This is a genomic window from Massilia sp. Masssp94, assembly GCF_059491305.1.
The window spans coordinates 1,770,280-1,792,156 of sequence record NZ_CP168501.1; the positions used below are offsets into that span (position 1 = coordinate 1,770,280).

The window sequence follows — 21,877 nt, forward strand, 5'->3', positions numbered from 1 at the left end:
GTGGGCCGCGGCGGCACGGCAAAACGTGCGCCATTATCGCAGAATCGGGAATGGAGAAAAGCTGGGCAGGCGATGTCATCCAGATGGGGACGAAGCCACACTTTTCACAGCGAAGTGGCGCCGTTTGTTACAATGAACTAAACGACAAAGGTGATCATCATGCCGCGTACCCCTATCCGCCTCGCCACTTTCGCGCTGTTCCTGACTTGCCAGGCAGGATTGGCCGTGGCCCAGCAGCAGACCGCGCAGCCGACCCCGAGCCCGGCGCCGCCGAAACTCGAGCGTATCGAGCCGGGCAGCGACGTCCCCGCGACCACGATTCCGCCGAAGCGCGGCACCCAGATCAAGGAAACGCGCGACGGCGGCCAGGTCACCGAAGTCGAAGTCACCACGCCCGGTGGCAGCCATTACTACATGAAACCGAACACCCAGCCCGGCAACGCGCAGACGAATTCGATCCGCGCGCCGCAGTGGAAGGTGGGTGAATTCGACCTGTCGGGCAAGCGGAAAGCCACGAGCGAATCCGGTACCAACGCCCCGACGACGGCCGACGCGCCGCCTCCTCCTCCCATGCCGGCTACCGCCGAGCCAGAGAAGAAGTAACCAGCCCGGTCGCCTGAGGCGACCGCACCCGCGACTTTTCCTACTTACACAATGGCAGTCTTCACCCCGGTCACGCTGGATGACCTCTCCCAGTGGATCAAGCAATTTCCTCTTGGCAAAGCACTCGCGCTCAAGGGCATCGCGAGCGGTATCGAAAACAGTAATTTCTTCCTGACGACGGAACGCGGCGAGTACGTCCTCACCATCTTCGAAAACCTGAGCTTCGAGCAACTGCCCTTCTACGTGCAGCTGATGCGCCACCTGGCCGAGCGCGGCGTTCCCGTGCCGGCGCCGGTGGCGAACGACGCCGGCGAGCTCGTCGTGGCATTGCACGGCAAGCCGGCCGCCATCGTCAGCAAGCTCGACGGTAGCTCGCAGATGGATCCGCAGCCGGTCCACTGCGCCGAAGTGGGCACGATCCTCGCGAAGATGCACCTGGCCGGCCGCGACTTTGCGCTGCGCCAGCCGAACCTGCGCGGGCTGGACTGGTGGGTCGAGACGGTGCCGAAGGTCCTGCCGTTCCTCGACGCGGAGACGGCCGCGCTGTTGCAATCCGAACTCGCATTCCAGCGCGACTTCGCGGCTGGCTCGACGTATGCCGAGCTCGAGCGCGGCCCCGTCCATGCCGACCTGTTCCGCAACAACGTGATGTTCGTCGGCGAACGCCTGTCCGGCTGCTTCGACTTTTATTTTGCCGGCTGGGACACCTGGCTGTTCGACCTGGCCGTCACCGTCAACGACTGGTGCATCGACCTGGACACCGGCCGCCTCGACGAGGCACGCGTCGTGGCGCTGACACGCGCGTACCACGCGGTCCGTCCATTCACGGCGGCCGACCACGCGGCATGGCTGCCGATGCTGCGCGCGGCGGCGCTGCGCTTCTGGCTGTCGCGCCTGTATGATTATCACCGTCCGCGCGAAGCCGAAATGCTCACGCCGCACGATCCGACCCACTTCGAACGCGTCCTGCGCGAGCGCATCGCGCAAGGCGCCCCCGACCTCACAGCATGAACGATTTACCCGCACGTACCGGATGGGAGTGGCTGAAACAAGGCATGGGCCTGTTCCGCAAACAGCCTGCCGCCCTGACGACGCTTCTCTTCGCCAATATCCTGTTCAGCATCGGCCTGTCGGCCGTGCCGATCCTGGGTTCGGTACTTGCGGTCGTATTGATTCCGTCGTTCACGATGGCGTTCATGCAGGCGTGCCTGATGATCGAGAACGGCGACCGGGTCACCCCGGCCGTGCTGCTGACGGGCTTCCGCCAGCCGGCGCTGGCCGCGCTGTGCAAGCTGGGGCTCGTCTACCTGGCCGTGTCGCTGCTGATGATGGTGATCACCCGGCTGGCGATTCCGCCCGAGGTGATCATGCAGATGATGCCGCGGCCGGACGCCAAGACGCCGCCCAACGTGCAGACGTCGCACATGCTGGCCCTGTTCGGCGTCTTTTTGCTGGACGTGGCCGTGCTGGTGACGCTGTGCTTCGCCGCCCCGCTCACCTACTGGAAGCACATGGGACCAGGCAAGGCCACGTTCTACAGCTTCTTCGCCGTCATCCGCACGGCGCGCCCGTTCCTCGTGCTGCTGGCGGCGTGGTTCGGCATCTTCTTCGGCGTGTGCATCTTGGCCGCGCTGGTGTTCGGCGACGCGGCGCTGGGCCGCGTCGTGCTGATGTGGCTGATCTTCCTGTTCATGCTGCTGCTGCAGTGCGCGATGTATGCCGGCTACCGCACCATCTTCGGCAAGCCGATGGAGAAGGCACCGCAGCCGATATGACGTCGGCGTAATGGTGGGCACAGGGCCCACCATTACGCGTACATGCTCATCGGCCGATCCGTTCCAGCTTGGCCACCGACAGGTCGAGCACCTTCATCCCCGCCGCGCCAAAATTGATCTGCGCGCGCGCGTTGCTGCCGCCGCCTTCGATGTTGACGATCACGCCCTCGCCGAAACGCGCGTGGCTGACCGATTCGCCGATGCGCCAGCCGGTGCCGTTGCCGCCGGCCGACTTTTGCGCGATCTGCCTGGCGATATGATTGTCGCTGCCGCCTTCGCGGAACTCGGCATCGTCCCACGCCGTCGTCGACTTGCGGCCCGCGAACCAGTTCGTCTGCACGCGCGGCGTCAGCCATTTCAGCGCGTGCTCCGGCAGCTCGTCGAAAAAGCGCGACTTCATGTTGAAGCGCGTCTGGCCGTGCAGCATGCGCTGCTGCGTAAAGCTCATGTACAGGCGCCGGCGCGCGCGCGTGATCGCCACGTACATCAGGCGGCGTTCCTCGTCCACGCCATCCATCTCGCGGGCGCTGCTCTCGTGCGGGAACAGGCCCTCTTCCAGGCCCGTGATGAACACGGCGTCGAATTCCAGACCCTTCGCCGAGTGCACGGTCATCAGCTGGATCGCTTCCTGGCCGGCCTGCGCCTGGGCATCACCGGCTTCCAGCGATGCGTGCGCGAGGAAGGCGGACAGCGGCGACATCACGGTCGACAGCGCGGCATCCGCGTCGAGCACTTCCACGCCGTCGCCGTCCACGATCGCCGTGCCGGTGGCAGCCTGCGCCTGCGGGCCGAGGTGGGCCGGCGCATGCGTGCCGAAGCCCTCTTCCTGCACGAACTGGGTGGCCGCACCGACCATCTGTTGCAAGTTCTCGATGCGTTCCTGGCCCTCTTTCTCGTTGCCGTAGTGCGCGAGCAGCGTGCTGCGCTCGAGCACGACGCGCACCATTTCCGGCAACGGCAATTGCTGGGTCTCGAAACGCGCGCTCTCGATCAGCTTCACGAAATTGCCTAGCGCCGTGCCGGCCTTGCCCGTCATGTACGGGACCGCCGCGTACAGCGACACGCGGTACGACTCCGCCGCCATCTGCAGCTGCTCGATCGAGCGGGCGCCGATGCCGCGCGTGGGGAAGTTCACGACGCGCAGGAATGCCGAGTCGTTGTGCGGGTTGTCCATCAACTGCAGGTAGGCGATGGCGTGCTTGACCTCGGCACGCTGGAAGTAGCGCAGGCCGCCGTACACGGTGTACGGGAGGCCGGCCGCGAACAGCGCGTGCTCGATCACGCGGCTCTGCGCGTTGGAGCGGTACAGCACGGCGATCTCGCTTTTCGACACGCCTTCGGCCATCAGGCTCTTGGCTTCGTCGATGATCCACTGCGCCTCTTCCAGGTCGGACGACGCTTCGTAGATGCGCACCGGCTCGCCCAGCCCCGCGTCCGTGCGCAGGTTCTTGCCGAGGCGTTTCGCGTTGTTCGAGATGAGGTGGTTGGCGCTGTCGAGGATATTGCCGTGCGAGCGGTAGTTCTGCTCCAGCTTGATCAGGTTCTTCACCTCGAAGTCGCGTTCGAACGCCTGCATGTTGCCCACGTTCGCACCGCGGAATGCGTAGATGCTCTGGTCGTCGTCGCCGACGGCGAACAGGGCGCCGCCGCGCTGCTCGCCGTGGCCCGCCAGCAGCTTCAGCAGGTTGTACTGCAGGTCGTTGGTATCCTGGAACTCGTCGACGAGGATGTGGCGGAAGCGCATCTGGTAATGCTGGCGCAGCGGGTGATTGCGCTGCAGCAGCTCATACGCGCGCAGCAGCAGCTCGGCGAAGTCGACGACGCCTTCGCGCTGGCATTGCTGGTCGTACAAGTCGTACAGCTCGGCCATGCGCTTCTGCACGTGGTCGTACGCCTCGACCTCGTGCGCGCGCTGGCCCCGGTCCTTGGCGTTGTTGATGAAGTACATCAGGTCCTTGGCCGGATACTTCTCGTCGTCCACGTTCAGCGCCTTCAGCATTCGCTTGATCATCGACAGCTGGTCTTGCGAATCGAGGATCTGGAACGTCTGCGGCAGCGCGGCGTCGCGGTGGTGCGTGCGCAGCAGGCGGTTGCACAGGCCGTGGAACGTGCCGATCCACATGCCGCGCGTATTCACCGGCAGCATCGCCGAGAGGCGCGTGAGCATCTCCTTGGCGGCCTTGTTCGTGAAGGTCACGGCCATGATGCCGGCCTGGGACACCTGCCCGGTCTGGATCAGCCAGGCGATGCGGGTGGTCAACACCCGCGTCTTGCCGGACCCGGCGCCCGCGAGAATGAGGGCGCTCTGGGACGGCAGCGTGACGGCCGCCAGTTGTTCGGGGTTCAGATTGTCGAGGAGATTCATGCGGACATTATAAAACGTCGGGACGCCCTCGGCATCGCCGCGGCAGGATTTTTACTGATGATATATACAGTATCACTGTTTCCGCAAGGCTCGCGAGCGCCGTGTTCATCACTTTTGACGTACTTTTGACGACAGATGCGGTCCAGCTCCGGATGCGGGCATGGACCGGTTTTGTGTAACGCAAGCGAACGCTATGGCATAAGGAGGTAACAAATGCTGAACCGTGTAGTGACGGTCGCCGCGCTGGCCGTCGGCGGCATGATGCTGTCCAAAAAACTCAAAGGCAATAAATCGGGCATGGGCTCGTCGATCATCGAAACCATCGAGGTCAACGTCCCCGTGCGTACCGCCTACAACCAGTGGACCCAGTTCGAGGACTTCCCGCAGTTCATGGGCAGCGTCCACGAGATCCGCCAGCTGGACGACAAGCGCCTGCACTGGAAGGCCAACGTGGCCGGCGAGGAAAAGGAATGGGATGCCGAAATCACGGAACAGATCCCGGACAAGCGCATCGCCTGGCGCAGCACGAGCGGCGTGCCGAACGGCGGCGTGGTGACCTTCCACAAGCTGTCCGACGACGCCACACGCATCACCCTGCAGATGGATTATGAGCCGGAAGGTCCGATCGAGAAGATCGGCGACGCCCTCGGCGCCGTCCGCCTGGAAGCCCGCGGCAACCTGCAGAAGTTCAAGGACCTGCTCGAGAAGCGCGGCAAGGAAACGGGCGCATGGCGCGGCAGCATCGCGCAGCACTGAGCACGACGCCTCTCATGAGCGCCGCCCGCCGGGCGGCGCTTTTTTTGGCAGGCGGACGTTGCGGACACGACCGACGGTGCGTTACCTAACACGGTACATGGGCGACCGGGGAGTAGGATGAAACCCTGACGGCATATCGGAATATGCCGGGCAACCGTTGAGGAGAAACCCATGGCAACGACAGACGACCCCGTACGGTCGAGGACGCAGGATGCGTTCCCCGTCGACAATCCCGTTCAGGCCCTGCTGCGCGACCACGACCTGGTGCGCAAGCTCGCCGACGCGTACCGGAACACGCAAAGCGCCGACGTCCGGAAGCAGGCGGCGACCCAGCTGATCCATGCGATCCACATGCACTCGCGCCTCGAGGAAGGCGTGTTCTATCCCGGCGTGCGCCGGGTGGACCCGAACCTGATCGCCCGCTTCGAGGAAGACCACCTCGCCGTCGACGACCTGCTGGCCACGCTGCAAGGCATGTCGCTGGACGAAGCCCGCACCGAGCCGCTGGTACGCGAACTCATCGATGCCGTCCTGAGCCATATCCGCCAGGAAGAAGAACAGCTGTTCCCCGAACTCAAGCAGGCGGCGCTCGACCTGACGTCGATCGGGCTGGAGATGCAGGCCTTCGAGGCCAATCTCGTGCATATGCAGGCCCAGCTGAGCGATCAGGCCTCGCGGCGCTAGCGTCGTCGTCCCCGCCTTCGCGGGGACGACGCTGATTCATTTCACCACACGCGGCAGCGCTTTTCCTTCACCATCGGCTGCCCCGCCTTGCACTGGAACGCCTGCTGGAACTGCGGCATATTGACCATCAGCCCGTTGACGCGGTAACGCCCCGGCGAGTGCGGGTCCGTCATCGCGCTCACGCGCAGGTTTTCCGGACGATTGTTTTCGCAAGCCCATTGCGCGTAGCCGACAAAAAAGCGCTGCTCCGGCGTGAGGCCATCACGCGGCGGCTGGGGTTGCGCCTTCTGCGGCATCGCCGCCATCTCCGTTCGCCACGCCATCCAGCCGAGGATCAGCCCGCCCAGGTCGGCGACATCCTCGCCCAGCGTGAGCTTGCTGTTGATCTTGATGTCGTCGACGACCGTGTACCGCGCGTACTGGTCGACGATGCACTGGGCCCGCTCCTCGAACGCCTTGGCATCCTTCTTCGTCCACCAGTCCTTCAGGTTGCCGTCGGCGTCGAACTGGCGGCCTTCGTCGTCGAAGGCGTGCGTCAGTTCATGGCCGATGGTGCCGCCCGTGTTGCCGTAGTTCGGTGCGTCGTCCATCTTCGGATCGAACAGCGGCGGCTGCAGCACGCCGGCCGGGAAGTTGATGTCGTTCATCTGCGGATCGAAGTACGCGTTCACCGTCGGCGGCGTCATGCCCCACTCCGAACGGTCGAGCGGCTTGCCGATCTTGGCCAGCTGGCGCCGTGCCTCGAACCGGTTGCCGCGCTCGACGTTGCCGGCGAAATCGCCCGCCTTCACGACGTAGGCGCTGTAGTCGCGCCATTTATCCGGGTAGCCGATCTTGTTGACGATCGCGGCCAGTTTATTCTGCGCCTGCTGTTTCGTCTCCGCGCTCATCCAGTCGAGTTCGTCGATGTCCTTCTTCATCGCGTCTTCGATCTGGCGCGTCATGTGCAGCGCCTTGTCCTTCAGCTCGGGCGAGAATGCGCGGCCGACGAATTCCTGGCCCAGCGCCTCGCCCAGCTGGTGGTCGACGAGCGCCACGCAGCGCTTCCAGCGCGGTTGCTGCTGCTGCACGCCGCGCAGCGTCCTGCTGAAGAAATCGAAGTGCTCGTTGTCGAAGTTCGACGCCAGCACCGGCGACATGTTGCGCGCCACGTGCCAGCGCAGGTAGGTGCGGGTGGCGTCCGCGCCGTTCGTCTTCCACATCTTGCCGAGCGCCTTGAAGAACGCGGGTTCGGTGACGTTGAACGTGCCCAGGCTGCCCTCGCCCAGCTCGTCGAGGTAGGCGTGCCAGTCGAAGCCCGGCGTCAACGCCTGCAGGCCTTGCGCGTCGACCTTGTGGAACAGTTTATGCGGGTCGCGCTTGTCGACGGCCGACAGCGATGCCTTCGCCAGCGTCGTCTCCATCTGCATCACGCGCGCCGCGTTGCGTTGCGCCGCCGCGGGCGTATCGCCCAGCAGCTTGAACGTGTTCGCGATGTGCGCGACATATTTGGCGCGGATTTCCTTCGACTTGGCGTCGGTCTTGAGGTAAGAGTCGCGGTCCGGCAGGCCCAGGCCGCCTGCGACGGCGAACGCGATCACGCGCGAGGAGTCCGCGAAATCCTGGCTCGACGAGAAACCGAAGAACAGGGCCGGATCCGCGAGCGCCAGTTGCAGGCGCGCGAGCACGCGCGGCAGGTCGCGGTTCGACTGGATGGTCGCGATCTCGTCGAAATACGGCGTCAGCGGCGCGGCGCCGCGCGCTTCGATCGCCTTCTCGTCCATGCAGGCGCCGAAGTAATCGCCGATCTTTTGCTGGTTCGCGTTACGGCCATCCTGGCGCTGCGCGAGGTCTTCGAGGATGCCCCACAGGTAGCGGCGGTTGTCCAGCGCCAGCTTGCCGTACACGGACCAGCGCGCCTGGTCGGCCGGGATCGGATTGTTCCTGATCCAGCCGCCGCACGCGTACTGGTAAAAATCGACGCAGGGGTCGGCGCTGCGGTCCATCGAGTTCACGTCCAGGCCCGGCGTGTACGGGAACGACGTGGCGGGACGCTCGGCCGGCGTCTGGGCGGTGGCGACGGAGGCGCATCCGGCCAGGACGGCACAGACGGCAAGACGAAGGGACAAGCGCATGAATATTCCTGGTAAGAATGACCCCTCATGCTGCCATGCTGTGGTCATTCATGCAATGCGATATCGCGGATCGCGTAGCCCTCCGGCAAGGCGAACGTGGACGCCGGGACATCGCCGAACTTGAGGTTGTCGACATGCGAGACGATGTCGCCAAACTCCGGCATGTTCAACTGGAGGTACACGACGGTCGCCAGATCGGCCGAAAACCACGTTTCCACCTTGTGCACCAGGGGCTTCTCGTTGCCCTGGGCGCCGGCGGGCACGGTGAATTCCGAACGGCTGCCGTTCGCCTTGACGCCGGCGATCACCTTCTCGCCCAGGTCGGTCGTCGCGCCCGACGGAACGGGCGGCTGTACGGGCGCCGCTTCGTCCAGCGCGGCCCCCTGCAGGCGCAGGACTTCCTTGCGCTCCGGGCAGACGAGGTAGACCGCATGTTGCGTCGGATCGGCGATGACGATGCGCTCCAGCCCGAACGACGACGACACCGTACGCGAGCGGCCATCCTTGTCGTAAGCATACGACGTCTTCGTTTGCGACTTTTGCGCATTGCCGCCGGCGAGCGCGATGCTCGTGTCCGTCACGTAATCGTAGGTGTACGCCAGCGGCTTGCCGGCGCCGGCAAGGATCCTGAGCCTGGCGACGGCAGCGTTGTACTCGACGCGGAGGCGTTGGGGGCTGAATTGATCGGCATGATGCGCCTGCATGATGCCGGTGACGTCGGGCCGCGTCATGTCGCCGGTCTGGGCGGCGGCGGGCAGGATCTGGCACGCGACCAGCAGGCTGAACAGGATTGCGGAAACTTTCATGGTCTTCCCTTTCGTTGGTAAGCAATCAGCGGCGCACGATTTCGCGCACCGTATAGTCGGCCGGCACGGCAAACAGGGCCGTCGGCGGTTCGAGGCGGTAGAGGTTCCGCACGCGCATCACACTGTCCCCCATGAACGGGTTGGACATCCTCATCTCGAGGGGAATCCACAGGTCGCGCGCGATCCACACTTCCGTCGTGCTGATCATCGGCTTGACGTTGCCGCTCGCCCCCGCCGGCACGGTCACGGTCGTGTGGGTGCCGGTGGCCGTCAATCCCTCGATCTGCTTCGTGCCGAGCGAACGCGACTGGGCTACGGTGCCCGCCGCGTCGACGTTCAGCGCCGGCGCCAGTTGCTCGGCCACCTTCGCGGCACCGGGCGCGGATGCCGCCGGACCGGCGGGCGCCGCGATGGCCATCCGGTAGCCCGTCTTCGTGTCCGGATACAGGCGGTAGCTCATGCCCCCGACCGGATCCTGGATCTGCACGAGCGGCTTGCCATTCCATTCCGATTCCACCCGGGTGCGTCCATCGCTGTCGCGGTACAGCTTTTCCGTGTTGCGCTGGACGATGCGGTTGCCGTCGGCCAGCACCTTGACCGTTTCCGTCACGCGCTCGGCGGAATACGGCAGGCTGCGCACCGTGCAATCGTCGGTACAGCGGGTCGACGCGCTGGTCCGCAGCAGCATCAATTCCAGCGCTTCATTCGCCGCCCCGCCCTGCTGCGCATGGGCCAGCGGCGCCAGCGCAAGCAAAGCGAGGCCGGCGGACAAGAAAGTCCGTTTCATCACTCCTCCTTGGAAAAAACTTCAGTTCACGGCCAGCCGTATCGCCAGCGGTTCGCCCGTCCCCGCCACCAGCAGTTCCGCGTGGACCAGTTCCTGCGGTGCGTCCGCCACGATCGGAATCCCCATCTGCACGAGGGCCGCGCGCGGCAGGTTCGCCTGCTTCAATTGCGGATTCGGTGCGGCCGCCATGCGCTCCGGCGGCACGAGCGGCACGAACCCGACGTCGGCCGCCGCCAGCACGCGCACCACGCGGGGCGATGGCGCTGCCGTGGGCAGCAAACTCATGCCGGCAATGGCCAGCGCACACGCCGCCGCGCCGATGCCGGCCCAGGACGCGACCGCATCGGCGCTCCATCGGCGATACCACGGCCGCGGCGCGTGGCGTTGCCTGAAAGCGCGCAGCAGCGCCTGTTCCACACGGTCCGGCGGCGCCGCCTGCGCGAGCACGCGGCGCGCGTCCCGCCATGCCGGCGCCGGGGCGTTGCCATTCCCGTCTTCGAATTCCAACCTGTTCATGCGATGTCCTTTGCGATGGCCCGGTACGGCGCGAGCGCCTGCGCCAGCGCGGCACGGCCGCGCGCCAGGCGTGATCTCACGGTGCCGATCTCCAGCTGGCAGATCTGGGCAATTTCCTGGTACGACTTTTCGTGCAGCTCGAACAAGATCACCACGTCGCGGTAATGCGGCGCCAGCACGGCCAGTCCGCGCCGCAGCTGCTCGACCGCTTCGTCGTCGAGCAGCTTGCCCAGCGGCCCCGCCGCCGGATCGGCCACCTCCCAGCCGTCGTCCTCGTCGTCGTCGCCCGCGGCCTGCACCCAACGGCTGTTCTGGCGCGCATGGCTCAGCACGAGGTTGCGGGCCACGCCGTACAGGAAATTGGCGAGCATGCCTTTCAACGGATCGAAGCCATAAATGTCGTTCAGGAGGCCCATGAACACGTCCTGCACGACGTCCGCCGCCACGTCCGGCGCGCCGCTGTGCAGCAGCGCGAAACTGTACAAGCCGCTGCGGTGGCGCCGGTACAGGGTCTGGAATGCGGCCTCGTCGCCCTGCCGGATCGCGCGCAGCAGTTGTAAGTCGTCGGTCTCGTTCACGTCGGGTTCGTTCGTTCTTTTCTTTTATTTGAACGGGGCGCGGGAAAAGTTCCAGAATATTTACAGGAAATGAAAATGTAGTATTGCTACTGTTTACTAAGCGATAATTTTGTAGTTCAATAACAAAAAACAACACCAAGGATGCCCAGATGCACATCGCCCGCGACGCCGATCCCGCCCTGCTCCCCGCTCTCGCCGCCGGCGGCGTGCGCTTCGTCTTCGATGGCCCGTCAGACTTGCGCACCGTCGCGCTGGCCGGCACCTTCAACAGCTGGGTGGGCGATGCCTGCATGCTCGAACGCGTGACGCCGACCCGCTGGACCTGCACCCTGCCGCTGCCGCCCGGCCGCCACCTGTACAAATTCGTGCTGGACGATACGCACTGGATCGCCGATCCCGCCAACCCGTGGATGTCCGAAGATGGCCAGGGCAATTCCTGCGTCACCGTCTGCCTGGACGGCACCGTGTTCCTGCGCCGGCGCGGCCTGCGTGCGGAAGCGCCGGGCGCGCTGTACCGGAATCATCAAGCGTTGACGAGCCCCGCGTGGCTGCCCGACGCCGTCGTCTACCAGTTGTCGGTACGCGCGTTCGGCGGCGACTTCGACGGCGTGCGTGCGCGCCTCGGCCACCTTGCCGACCTGGGCGTGAACACGATCTGGATGATGCCGATCCAACCGATCGGCGTGGCCGGCCGGCGCGGCACCCTGGGCGACCCGTACGCGGTGCGCGACTTCGAGGCCATCGACCCGGCACTCGGCGACGAAGACGGCCTGCGGCGGCTGGTGGACGCGATCCACGCGCGCGGCATGCGCATCGTGTTCGACTGGACGCTGAACCGCAGCAGCGTCGACCATCCGCTGACGGTGACTCACCCCGGCTGGTTCCAGCGCGACCGCGCCGGCAAGGTGATGTATGCCGTGCCGCACCGCGAGTATTTCGCCGGCTTCGATTTCAGCAATCGCGAGCTGCGCCGCTACCTGGTCGATGCGATGTGCCGCTGGGTCGAACGCTTCGGCCTGGACGGCATGCGCTTCGACGATTCCGACATCACGCCGACGGATTTCCTGGACGAGATCCGCGCCGCGCTGGCCGCGGTGAAGCCCGACATCGCACTGGTCTCGCAGGCCTACGACGAATTCCACCACCTCGCGGCCTGCGACCTCACCTACGAAGGCGGCACGCGCGAGATGCTGCGCCGCGTGGCGCACGGGGAAGCGGGCGCGCGCGAATTCGCGCAGTACTGGAACGAATCGACGTACGGCTTCCCGCGCGGCGCGCTGCGCCTGCGCTGGCTGGAAGACAAGGAACAGCCGCGCGCCGACGCCGTGTTCGGCCACGACGCGCACCTGGCCGCGGCATGCGTGCTGCTGACGATGGATGGCGTGCCGCACATCCTGATGGGCCAGGAATTCGGAGACAGCGGCTGGCGCGACTGGACCGTGTTGTTCGACGACTGGCGCCTCGACTGGTCGAGGTTCGACCACGCCGCATTCGCCCACTTCAGCGCCCTGGTCAAGCTGCGCCGGCGCCACCCTGCCCTGCGCCGCGGCGCGACCGTCTTCATCGACGGCTTGCCGGACGGCGTGATCGGCATGGTGCGCAGCCTGGACGGCGAGCGCATTGGCGTCTATGCGAACCTGGCGCCGACGACGGCCGCCCTGCCGGACGGCATGGGCGTGCCGCTGTACGCCCGCGGCTGGGACCAGGACGCCGGCAGCCTGGATGCCCACGGCTGCCTCGTCGCGCCGCTGCGCTGATCGATTGCACTTGCGGCGCCGGCTGCGCCAGCACGGCGGGATCCCGCACGACATACCGACCGCACGAAACGCGGAACAGACGGAAGAAACGTGGGCGCTGCCGCCCACGCGGACGTTGGTGGGATCAGAACACCACGACCGACCGGATCGACTCGCCCTTCTTCATCAGGTCGAAGCCATCGTTGATCTGGTCGAGCGTCAGGTGATGGGTGATGAGATCATCGATATTGATCTTGTTTTCCATGTACCAGTCGACGATCTTCGGCACGTCCGTACGACCGCGCGCGCCGCCGAACGCGGAGCCTTTCCACACGCGGCCCGTAACGAGCTGGAATGGACGCGTCGCGATTTCCTTGCCCGCTTCCGCCACGCCGATGATGATCGATTGGCCCCAGCCCTTGTGGCAGCACTCCAGCGCCTGGCGCATCGTCGTGACGTTGCCGATGCATTCGAACGAGTAGTCCGCGCCGCCGTCCGTCAGCTGGACGATGGTGTCGACGACGTTCTCGACTTCCTTCGGATTGACGAAGTGCGTCATGCCGAATTTACGGGCCATCTCTTCGCGGCCCGGGTTGAGGTCCACGCCGATGATTTTATCGGCGCCGACCATCTTCGCCGCCTGGATCACGTTCAGGCCGATGCCGCCCAGGCCGAACACGACGACGTTCGCGCCCGCCTCGACCTTCGCCGTGAAGATCACGGCGCCGATGCCCGTCGTGACGCCGCAGCCGATGTAGCAGATCTTGTCGAACGGGGCGTCCGAACGGACTTTCGCCAGCGCGATTTCCGGCACCACGATGTAGTTCGAGAAGGTGGACGTGCCCATGTAGTGGTAGATCGGCTTGCCGTCCAGCGAGAAGCGCGACGTCGCATCCGGCATCAGGCCGCGGCCCTGCGTCGAGCGGATGGCCTGGCACAGGTTCGTCTTTTGCGACAGGCAGAATTTGCACTGGCGGCATTCCGGCGTGTACAGCGGGATGACGTGGTCGTCTTTACGGAGGCTCGTCACGCCCGGGCCGACGTCGACGACGACGCCCGCGCCCTCATGGCCCAGGATGGCCGGGAAGATGCCTTCCGGGTCGGCGCCGGACAGTGTGTAGTAGTCGGTATGGCAGATGCCCGTCGCCTTGACTTCGACGAGCACCTCGCCCGCCTTCGGGCCCTCGAGTTCGACCTCTTCGATCGTCAGCGGTTTCCCTGCCTGCCATGCAATCGCGGCCCTGGTTTTCATGTTTACGGTCCCTGGAAGATGATGAAAGAATGTTCGGCATGATACCAAGCCGGCACAAAACCTACTTTGCCTTCAACCGTCCCGCGAACGCCCCGTGCAGGCCGTTAAGTAATTCCTCCGCCGCCACGAGCTGCTCCGCCACTTCGTTGATCTTGCGCCGGCTCGAGCGCGCATGGTCGCGCAGCACCTCGAACGCCGTGTTGCGGTCCGTCTGGTAGCGCGCCATCAGCAGCCCCACCGCCAGGCTCGTCTCGCGGCCCGCCGCCAGCGCGGCGTTCAGGTTCGCTTCGGTGCGGCGCAACTGGCGGATCTCGTCGGCGCGGGCCAGCGCGGATTCGAACGCGGGAATCAGGCGCGCGGCATCGACCGGCTTCACGACGAAGCCGACGGCCCCGTGGCTGGCGGCCTGGCGCGCCGTCTCGGCATCGTCGACCGACGACAGGAACATGAACGCGACCGACGTGTGCTCCCTGAGGCGGCGCGCCAGGTCGAGGCCGGACATGCCGGGCATGCTGATGTCGAGCAGGGCCAGCGCGATGTCGGCTTCGCGCTCGGCCACGCGCTGCAGCGCTTCGACGCCCGATTCGGCCGTCATCGTCTCGTAACCGGAATGGTCCAGTACGGTTTTCAGGTAATCGAGCAGGAGGGGATCGTCGTCGACCAGCAAGATCAGCCGGCGGGGAGGCAGGTACGCGCTCATTGTTATGGTTCTCGCAGCGAGAGGTTGCACGCGACCGTTGCGGCGCGCGGTCGCATGGGCGCCTGCGGCGCGCCAAAAATATAGCACGTTGACAAGCCGTCTCGTCAAAGAAATTCACAATCTCTGCGCTTACGCAACAACTGTTGCGCACGATTGAAATCCGATTGCATATGTATAACTTCTCAAAATAAACTGATTTTCGCTGCCCAATACGGGTAGCGGACAACCAAAAAGCATGCGGTCCACAAGGCCAGCTGCAATACATATTTTCTTAGACGGAGAAAACACCGATGAATCAGAAATACACTCGCGCATCGAAGATGGTCCCGGTCCTCGGGCTGTGCATGGCGGCCCTGGCCGTCGCGTTCTCGGGAAGTGTGTCGGCCGCGCCCGGCACGACCCGCGTGATCGTCGCCTTCAAACCCGGCTCGGCTGCCAACATCAAGTCCGCCGTCGCGGCCGCCCGGGGCACGGTCAAGCAGGACATCTTCAACATGAACGCGATGGCCATCGAAGTGCCGACGGCCGCGCTGCAGGGCCTGCAGCACAATCCGAACGTCGAGTACGTCGAGGAAGACGTGATCCGCAAACCGTTCGCGCTGACGACACCGTCGACCGGCGTACCGTACACGTCCGGCCAGCTGGTGCCATACGGCATCAAGCAGGTGCAGGCCGACCAGCTGTCCGATGCGAACACGAGCAACCGCAAGATCTGCATCATCGACTCCGGTGTCGATTTCAGCCATGAAGACCTGAAGGACAACGGCGCCAACGTCACCGGCGAATACGATTCCGGCACGGGCTGGTGGTACACGGACGAAACCCACCACGGCACCCACGTGTTCGGCACCATCGCGGGCGTGAACAACGGCCTGGGTGTCGTCGGCGTGAACCCGAACAAGCAGCTCAAGCTGCACATCGTGAAAGTGTTCGGCAAGGATGGCGCGTGGACGTATTCGTCGACCCTGGCCAATGCCGCCAACAAGTGCGGCGCGGCGGGCGCGAACGTCATCACGATGTCGCTGGGCGGCGGCGCCAGGAGCATCACCGAACAGCGCGCCTTCGACAACCTGCAGACCAAGGGCGTCCTCTCGATCGCGGCGGCGGGCAACGACGGCAATTCGACGACGTCGTACCCGGCCGGCTACACGAGCGTGATGTCGGTGGCGGCCGTGGACGAGAACAAGGTCGTCGCCTCGTTCTCGCAATACAACAAGGATGTCGAGATCGCCGGTCCCGGTGTGGCCGTGCTGTCGACCGTCCCGATGGGCACCGGCGTCGACACGGCACTGACGGTCGGCTCGGCGAACTACGCCTCGTCGGCGATGGAAGGCTCGCCCGTCAAGACCGCGACGGCACCGCTGGCCGACTTCGGCATCGGCGACACCGTCAACTCGTCCGTCTCCGGCAAGGTCTGCCTGATCCAGCGCGGCACCGTCGACTTCGCGACCAAGGTCGCCAACTGCCAGAACAGCGGCGGCGTGGGCGCGATCGTCTACAACAACGTGGCGGGCGCATTCGGCGGCACGCTGGGCACGACCGTCACGACGATCCCGTCGCTGACCGCCTCCGACACGGACGGCGCCGCGATGAAGGCCCAGCTGGGCCAGAGCGCGACGGTGGCCGTGAAGGCATCGAACTACGCCTACTTCGACGGCACCTCGATGGCCACGCCGCACGTGTCGGCCGTCGCCGCACTGGTGTGGAGCTACTTCCCGACCTGCACGGGCGCCCAGATCCGTACGTCGCTGGACAACAGCGCGCTCGACCTGGGTACGGCCGGCCGCGACACGAAGTACGGCTACGGTCTGGTGCAGGCCAAGGCGGCGTACGATCGCATCAAGGCGCTGGGCTGCGGTAAATAATCCGTCGCTTTGCAGCACGACAAAAGGGGCGCCACGAGCGTCCCTTTTCGTTAACGGCCGCGTAATCCATCTATAATGGTCGTTTTCGCATTTTCAGCCCATACAGCCTATACAGCCACATCATGGAATTAGCCAAGTCTTTCGAGCCAGTCGACATCGAACAATTCTGGCGCACGGAATGGGAACAGCGCGGTTACTTCGCCGCGTCGATGGACGACGGCAAGCCGTCGTTCAGCATCCAGCTGCCGCCGCCGAACGTGACGGGCACCCTGCACATGGGCCACGCCTTCAACCAGACCGTCATGGATGGCCTGACCCGCTACTACCGCATGCGTGGCTTCAACACGGCGTGGATCCCGGGCACCGACCACGCCGGCATCGCCACCCAGATCGTCGTGGAGCGCCAGCTCGACGCGCAGAAGATCTCGCGCCACGACCTGGGCCGCGAAGCCTTCGTCGAGAAGGTCTGGGAGTGGAAGGAAAAATCGGGCAGCACCATCACGGGCCAGATGCGCCGCCTGGGCGCCTCGGCCGACTGGAACCGCGAATACTTCACGATGGACGAGCCGCGCTCGAAGACCGTCACCGAAGTGTTCGTGCGCCTGTTCGAACAGGGCCTGATCTACCGCGGCAAGCGCCTCGTCAACTGGGACCCGGTGCTGGGCACGGCCGTCTCCGACCTCGAAGTGGTGTCGGAAGAAGAAGACGGTTCGATGTGGTACATCCAGTACCCGCTGGCGGACGGCAGCGGCCACCTGACGGTCGCGACGACGCGTCCGGAAACGATGCTGGGCGACGTCGCCGTCGCCGTCGACCCGACCGACGAACGCTACACGCACCTGCACGGCAAGATGCTCAAGCTGCCGCTCGTCGGCCGCGAGATCCCCGTCATCGCCGATTCCTACGTGGATAAAGCGTTCGGCACCGGCTGCGTGAAGATCACGCCGGCGCACGACTTCAACGACTACGCCGTCGGCCAGCGCCATAACCTGCCGATGCCGTCGATCATGACGCTCGAGGCGAAGATCACGGACGACGCGCCGGCAGCCTACCGCGGCCTGGACCGCTTCGAAGCGCGCAAGAAGATCGTCGCCGACCTCGAAGCGCAAGGCCTGCTGGAACAGGTCAAACCGCACAAGCTGCAGGTGCCGCGCGGCGACCGCACGGGCGTCGTCATCGAGCCGATGCTGACGGACCAGTGGTTCGTCGCGATGAGCAAGCCGGCGCCGGAAGGCACGCACAACCCGGGCAAGTCGATCACCGACGTGGCGCTGGAAAAGGTCGCGAGCGGCGAGATCAAGTTCGTTCCGGAGAACTGGACGACCACGTACAACCAGTGGCTGAACAACATCCAGGACTGGTGCATCTCGCGCCAGCTGTGGTGGGGCCACCGCATCCCGGCCTGGTACGGTCCGAACGGCGAAGTCGTCGTCGCCCGCAACCAGGAAGAGGCGCAGCAGAAGGCGCTTGCCGCCGGCGTCCAGGGTGAACTGAAACGCGACGACGACGTGCTGGACACGTGGTTCTCGTCGGCGCTCGTTCCGTTCTCGACGGTCGGCTGGCCGGAGCAGACGAAGGACATGGAGATGTTCCTGCCCTCCTCCGTGCTCGTCACCGGCTTCGACATCATCTTCTTCTGGGTCGCACGCATGGTCATGATGACGGCGCACTTCACCGGCAAGGTCCCGTTCAAGACCGTGTACGTGCACGGCCTCGTGCGCGATTCGTCGGGCCAGAAGATGTCGAAATCGAAAGGCAACACGCTCGATCCGATCGACCTGATCGATGGCATCGACGTGGAATCGCTCGTCGCCAAGCGCACGACGGGCCTGATGAATCCGAAGGCCGCCGAGAAGATCGCCAAGGCGACGCGCAAGGAATTCCCGGACGGGATCCCGGCCTTCGGCACGGACGCCGTGCGCTTCACGATGGCGAGCTACGCGTCCCTCGGCCGCAACATCAACTTCGACCTGGGCCGCTGCGAAGGCTATCGCAACTTCTGCAACAAGCTGTGGAACGCGACCCGCTTCGTGCTGATGAACACCGAAGGAAAGGACTGCGGCAAGCCGGACGTCGCCGACTACTCGCAGGCCGACCGCTGGATCATCTCGCGCCTGAACCGCGTCGAGCTGGACGTCGCGAAGGGCTTCGAGGACTACCGCTTCGACAACATCGCCAATTCGATTTACAGCTTCGTCTGGGACGAGTACTGCGACTGGTACCTGGAACTGGCGAAGGTGCAGGTCCAGCAGGGCACGGAAGCGCAGCAGCGCGCCACCCGCCACACCTTGCTGCGCGTGCTGGAAGTCGTGCTGCGCCTCGCGCATCCGATCATCCCGTTCGTCACGGAAGCGCTGTGGCAGGCCGTCGCGCCGCTGGCGGGCAAAGGATCGGGCGAAAATCGCGACACCATCATGCTGCAGCCGTACCCGATCGCCGACGAGTCGCTGATCGACGCGGATGCGGAAAGCTGGATGGAGCAGTTCAAGAAGGTCACCGACGCGACCCGCAACCTGCGCGGTGAAATGAAGCTGTCGCCGTCCGTGCGCGTGCCGCTGATCGTCGAACCGGCGAACGATGCCGACCGCGCGGCCGCACAAGGCTTCGCGCCGTACGTCGCGCTGCTGGCCAAGCTGTCGGAAGTGCAGATCGTCGATACGCTGCCGGATTCGCCGGCCGCCGTCGCCATCGTCGGCACGACCAAGCTGATGCTGAAGGTGGAGATCGACGTCGCCGCCGAACGCGAGCGCCTGAAAAAGGAGATCGCGCGCATCGAAGGCGAGATCGCCAAGGCTACGGCCAAGCTGTCCAGCGAAAGCTTCGTCGCCCGCGCACCGGCGGCCGTCGTCGCGCAGGAACGCGAGCGCCTGGACAACTTCAGCGCCACCCTGGCCAAGCTGAACGAGCAGTTCGCCAAGCTGCCGCCGGCCTGATGTCGCACGTTCTCCCATGAACGACGCGCCGGCTCGACACCGGCGCGTTTTTTTTATCGGTCACATTCATGACGACTTCCCACTTCGCACAACTGGCCGCCTACAACGAATGGATGAACCGGAAGCTGTACGGCGCGGCCGCCGCGCTGCCGGCGGAGCGCCTGCATGAAGATCGGGGCGCGTTCTTCGGGTCGGTCTTCGGCACGCTGAACCACCTCGTGATCGCGGACCTCATCTGGTTCAAGCGCATCGCGGCCGGCGTGCCGGGCCTGGCATCGCTGCAGTGCCTGGAGGAGCTGCCCCGGCCGGCGTCGCTGGACGCGCGCCTATGCGCGGCCTTGCCCGAACTGAACGCGTTGCGCAGGCAACTGGACGCCGCCATCCTCGCGTTCAGCGCCGAAGTGACGCCCGCCCACCTGGACGGCGCGTTCACGTGGACGTCGATGAAGGGCATCGCCAGCACGAAGCGGCTGGGCGACGTCCTGCTGCACGTGTTCAACCACCAGACGCATCACCGGGGCCAGGCCACGACGCTGTTCTCGCAGATGGGCATCGACGTCGGTCCGACGGACATCCTTCTGCTGTTGCCGGACGTGGCTTGACGCGGATGGCGCTTACGCGGCGGCATATTGATGCGCGCCGCATAACCCGCGCGCACCTACGCCATCAGAACGTTTCCCACGCCTCGTCCTCCACCGCGGTTGTCCGCTTCACGGCGGACGGCGCACCCGCGCCGGTCGCGCGCCGCGCGGGCGCGGACAGTGCGCGCACCGGGGCGTCCGGCTTCGTTCCCGGACGCGTGACGGACGCACGATGAAGTTCCCGCTGGCCCGGCACCTCGTCCAGCACGAACACGTCGACGACGCCGCTCAGCGCACCGACCTGGTCCAGCAGCGAAGTGGCGGCGGCAGTGGCTTCCTCGACCAGGGCCACGTTCTGCTGCGTGATCGAATCCATCTGGCCGATCGCCTCGTTGATCTGGTCGAGCCCGGAAGTCTGTTCCTGGCTCGCCTGGGTGATTTCGCCCATGATGTCCGTCACGCGCTGGATGCCGCTGACGATCTCTTTCATGGTGACACCGGCCTCGTCGACCAGGCGCGCGCCGCTGTCCACCTTGCTGACGGAATCGCCGATCAGTTGTTTGATTTCCTTCGCGGCGCCGGCCGAGCGCTGGGCCAGGTTGCGCACCTCCGACGCGACGACGGCGAAGCCACGGCCCTGCTCGCCGGCCCGGGCCGCCTCCACCGCCGCGTTCAGCGCGAGGATATTGGTCTGGAACGCGATCCCGTCGATGACGCCGATGATGTCCACGATCTTGCGCGAGGACTCGTTGATCGAACCCATCGTGTCGACCACTTGCGCCACGAGGCCGCCGCCGCGCACCGCCACTTCCGACGCCGATACCGCCAACTGGTTGGCCTGGCGCGCGTTGTCGGCGTTCTGGCGTACCGTGCCGGTCAGCTCTTCCATCGACGCGGCGGTCTGTTCCAGCGAACTGGCCTGGCCGCAAGTACGTTCCGACAGGTCCATGTTGCCGGCCGCGATCTGGGAGGAGGCGCTGGAAATGGTCTGGGTACTGGTGCGCACTTCCGCCACGATACCGGCCAGGTTGGCTTTCATCTGGGATAGCGCCGCCAGCAAGGTGCCGATTTCGTTGTTGCCACGCACCTCGATCCGTCCGGTCAGGTCGCCCGCGGCAACGCGGGACGCGATGGCTGTCGCTTCGCCGAGCGGCGCCGAGATCCCGCGGATCATCGCCGCGCCCACGGCGACGCCGACCAGCGCGGCCAGCAACAGCACGCCGCCCGCAAAATACGCGGTGTGGCGCAGGCTGTCGGCGACGTCCGCCTCGTTGGCGGCCGCGCGCTCCTTCGACGCGCGCGTGAGCGCCGCCATGGCTTCGTCACCGACCCGGTACGACGGATTGATCTTCTTGATCAGGATGGCTTCCGCACCGTCCCAGTCACCCGCCCGGATCGCGTCGGCCGCCGCCTTGATATGCGCCACGCCCAGATTATCGCTCTTGGCGAACCATTCGTCGGCCAGGCGCTTTTCCGCGGCATTGCCGATCGACCCGCTGTACTTCGTCCACTTCTCGTTCGTGGCGTTCGCCAGGGCGTCGATCTGGGTGAAATGCACGGTCAGCGCGTGGTCATGCAGCTGCGACCAGGACAGCGTCGGGTTATGCTGCAAGGCCTGGAGGATCTGGCTGCGCGCCAGCTCCATGTCGAGGCGGATCGACTTTTGGTCGTACGCGCTTTTCTGGTCCGCCAGGATCACGTGGCGGATCAGGCCGACCGACCGGTCCGCGCCGTACAAGCCCATGGCACCAATCACCAGCATCATCGCGACGAGCAAGCTCAATGCCGTCACGACGAGCGTCTTAATCTTCATATTATTTAACATT

The 21,877-nt window shown here is 65.3% G+C and carries 18 protein-coding genes; 9 read left to right on the plus strand and 9 right to left on the minus strand.

Annotated features, from left to right (window positions below; genetic code table 11):
• Positions 1-159 precede the first annotated feature (159 nt).
• Genes ACEN9G_RS07740 through ACEN9G_RS07750 form a run of 3 tightly spaced genes read left to right on the plus strand, consistent with a single transcriptional unit; the run spans position 160 to position 2,378 of the window.
• Complete coding sequence (locus tag ACEN9G_RS07740) at positions 160-603, plus strand: DUF2782 domain-containing protein (protein WP_413339755.1); 444 nt, start codon at positions 160-162, stop codon at positions 601-603.
• 51 nt (positions 604-654) lie between these two features.
• Positions 655-1,614 (plus strand): homoserine kinase, encoded by a 960-nt coding sequence (locus ACEN9G_RS07745; RefSeq protein ID WP_413339757.1) that lies wholly within the window; start codon positions 655-657, stop codon positions 1,612-1,614.
• A complete protein-coding gene (locus ACEN9G_RS07750; RefSeq protein WP_413339759.1) occupies positions 1,611-2,378 on the plus strand; it encodes a BPSS1780 family membrane protein in 768 nt (255 codons plus the stop codon). Before ACEN9G_RS07745 ends, ACEN9G_RS07750 begins: the two co-directional genes overlap by 4 nt.
• A 46-nt stretch (positions 2,379-2,424) precedes the next feature.
• On the opposite strand, the gene ACEN9G_RS07755 is transcribed toward ACEN9G_RS07750, so the two are convergent.
• A complete protein-coding gene (locus ACEN9G_RS07755) occupies positions 2,425-4,743 on the minus strand; it encodes a UvrD-helicase domain-containing protein (RefSeq protein WP_413339761.1) in 2,319 nt (772 codons plus the stop codon).
• Between the two features lie 213 nt (positions 4,744-4,956).
• Between ACEN9G_RS07755 and ACEN9G_RS07760 the strand changes: the two genes are divergently transcribed.
• Both ACEN9G_RS07760 and ACEN9G_RS07765 read left to right on the plus strand, forming a co-directional pair.
• Positions 4,957-5,499, plus strand: a complete 543-nt coding sequence (locus tag ACEN9G_RS07760) for an SRPBCC family protein (RefSeq protein WP_413339763.1) — start codon at positions 4,957-4,959, stop codon at positions 5,497-5,499.
• Positions 5,500-5,670: 171 nt separating this feature from the next.
• Positions 5,671-6,183, plus strand: a complete 513-nt coding sequence (locus ACEN9G_RS07765) for a hemerythrin domain-containing protein (RefSeq protein WP_413339765.1) — start codon at positions 5,671-5,673, stop codon at positions 6,181-6,183.
• A gap of 41 nt (positions 6,184-6,224) precedes the next feature.
• Here the strand turns inward: ACEN9G_RS07765 and ACEN9G_RS07770 are convergent, their stop codons facing one another.
• Genes ACEN9G_RS07770 through ACEN9G_RS07790 form a run of 5 tightly spaced genes read right to left on the minus strand, consistent with a single transcriptional unit; the run spans position 6,225 to position 10,984 of the window.
• Positions 6,225-8,297, minus strand: a complete 2,073-nt coding sequence (locus ACEN9G_RS07770) for a M13 family metallopeptidase (protein WP_413344309.1) — start codon at positions 8,295-8,297, stop codon at positions 6,225-6,227.
• Between the two features lie 44 nt (positions 8,298-8,341).
• Positions 8,342-9,103, minus strand: coding sequence for a hypothetical protein (locus ACEN9G_RS07775; RefSeq protein WP_413344311.1), 762 nt, complete (start codon positions 9,101-9,103; stop codon positions 8,342-8,344).
• Positions 9,104-9,128: 25 nt separating this feature from the next.
• Entirely contained in the window at positions 9,129-9,890 is a 762-nt protein-coding gene (locus ACEN9G_RS07780; protein WP_413344313.1) for a hypothetical protein, read from the minus strand.
• A 21-nt stretch (positions 9,891-9,911) separates the two neighbouring features.
• Positions 9,912-10,406: a hypothetical protein gene (locus ACEN9G_RS07785; RefSeq protein WP_483126542.1), complete on the minus strand. Its 495-nt coding sequence runs from the start codon at positions 10,404-10,406 to the stop codon at positions 9,912-9,914.
• Complete coding sequence (locus tag ACEN9G_RS07790) at positions 10,403-10,984, minus strand: RNA polymerase sigma factor (protein ID WP_483126543.1); 582 nt, start codon at positions 10,982-10,984, stop codon at positions 10,403-10,405. The genes ACEN9G_RS07785 and ACEN9G_RS07790 overlap by 4 nt, the downstream gene beginning before the upstream one ends.
• 149 nt (positions 10,985-11,133) lie before the next feature.
• Between ACEN9G_RS07790 and ACEN9G_RS07795 the strand changes: the two genes are divergently transcribed.
• On the plus strand, positions 11,134-12,741 hold the full coding sequence (locus ACEN9G_RS07795) for an alpha-amylase family glycosyl hydrolase (RefSeq protein ID WP_483126544.1): 1,608 nt from the start codon (positions 11,134-11,136) through the stop codon (positions 12,739-12,741).
• 124 nt (positions 12,742-12,865) lie between these two features.
• On the opposite strand, the gene ACEN9G_RS07800 is transcribed toward ACEN9G_RS07795, so the two are convergent.
• Both ACEN9G_RS07800 and ACEN9G_RS07805 read right to left on the minus strand, forming a co-directional pair.
• A complete protein-coding gene (locus tag ACEN9G_RS07800; RefSeq protein WP_371766092.1) occupies positions 12,866-13,972 on the minus strand; it encodes an S-(hydroxymethyl)glutathione dehydrogenase/class III alcohol dehydrogenase in 1,107 nt (368 codons plus the stop codon).
• Positions 13,973-14,033: 61 nt separating this feature from the next.
• Positions 14,034-14,672, minus strand: coding sequence for an ANTAR domain-containing response regulator (locus tag ACEN9G_RS07805; RefSeq protein WP_413341407.1), 639 nt, complete (start codon positions 14,670-14,672; stop codon positions 14,034-14,036).
• A gap of 290 nt (positions 14,673-14,962) precedes the next feature.
• Here ACEN9G_RS07805 and ACEN9G_RS07810 point away from each other — a divergent pair, with 290 nt between their 5' ends.
• The 3 genes from ACEN9G_RS07810 to ACEN9G_RS07820 all read left to right on the plus strand — a co-directional run bounded on the left by ACEN9G_RS07810 (position 14,963) and on the right by ACEN9G_RS07820 (position 20,072).
• On the plus strand, positions 14,963-16,537 hold the full coding sequence (locus tag ACEN9G_RS07810) for a S8 family serine peptidase (protein WP_413341409.1): 1,575 nt from the start codon (positions 14,963-14,965) through the stop codon (positions 16,535-16,537).
• A gap of 122 nt (positions 16,538-16,659) precedes the next feature.
• The gene (locus ACEN9G_RS07815; RefSeq protein ID WP_413341411.1) at positions 16,660-19,470 is read left to right on the plus strand and encodes a valine--tRNA ligase; all 2,811 of its coding nucleotides are present in this window, start codon (positions 16,660-16,662) and stop codon (positions 19,468-19,470) included.
• Between the two features lie 68 nt (positions 19,471-19,538).
• Positions 19,539-20,072, plus strand: coding sequence for a DinB family protein (locus ACEN9G_RS07820; RefSeq protein ID WP_413341413.1), 534 nt, complete (start codon positions 19,539-19,541; stop codon positions 20,070-20,072).
• A 64-nt stretch (positions 20,073-20,136) separates the two neighbouring features.
• Here the strand turns inward: ACEN9G_RS07820 and ACEN9G_RS07825 are convergent, their stop codons facing one another.
• Positions 20,137-21,864: a methyl-accepting chemotaxis protein gene (locus ACEN9G_RS07825; protein ID WP_413341415.1), complete on the minus strand. Its 1,728-nt coding sequence runs from the start codon at positions 21,862-21,864 to the stop codon at positions 20,137-20,139.
• Positions 21,865-21,877 lie beyond the last annotated feature (13 nt).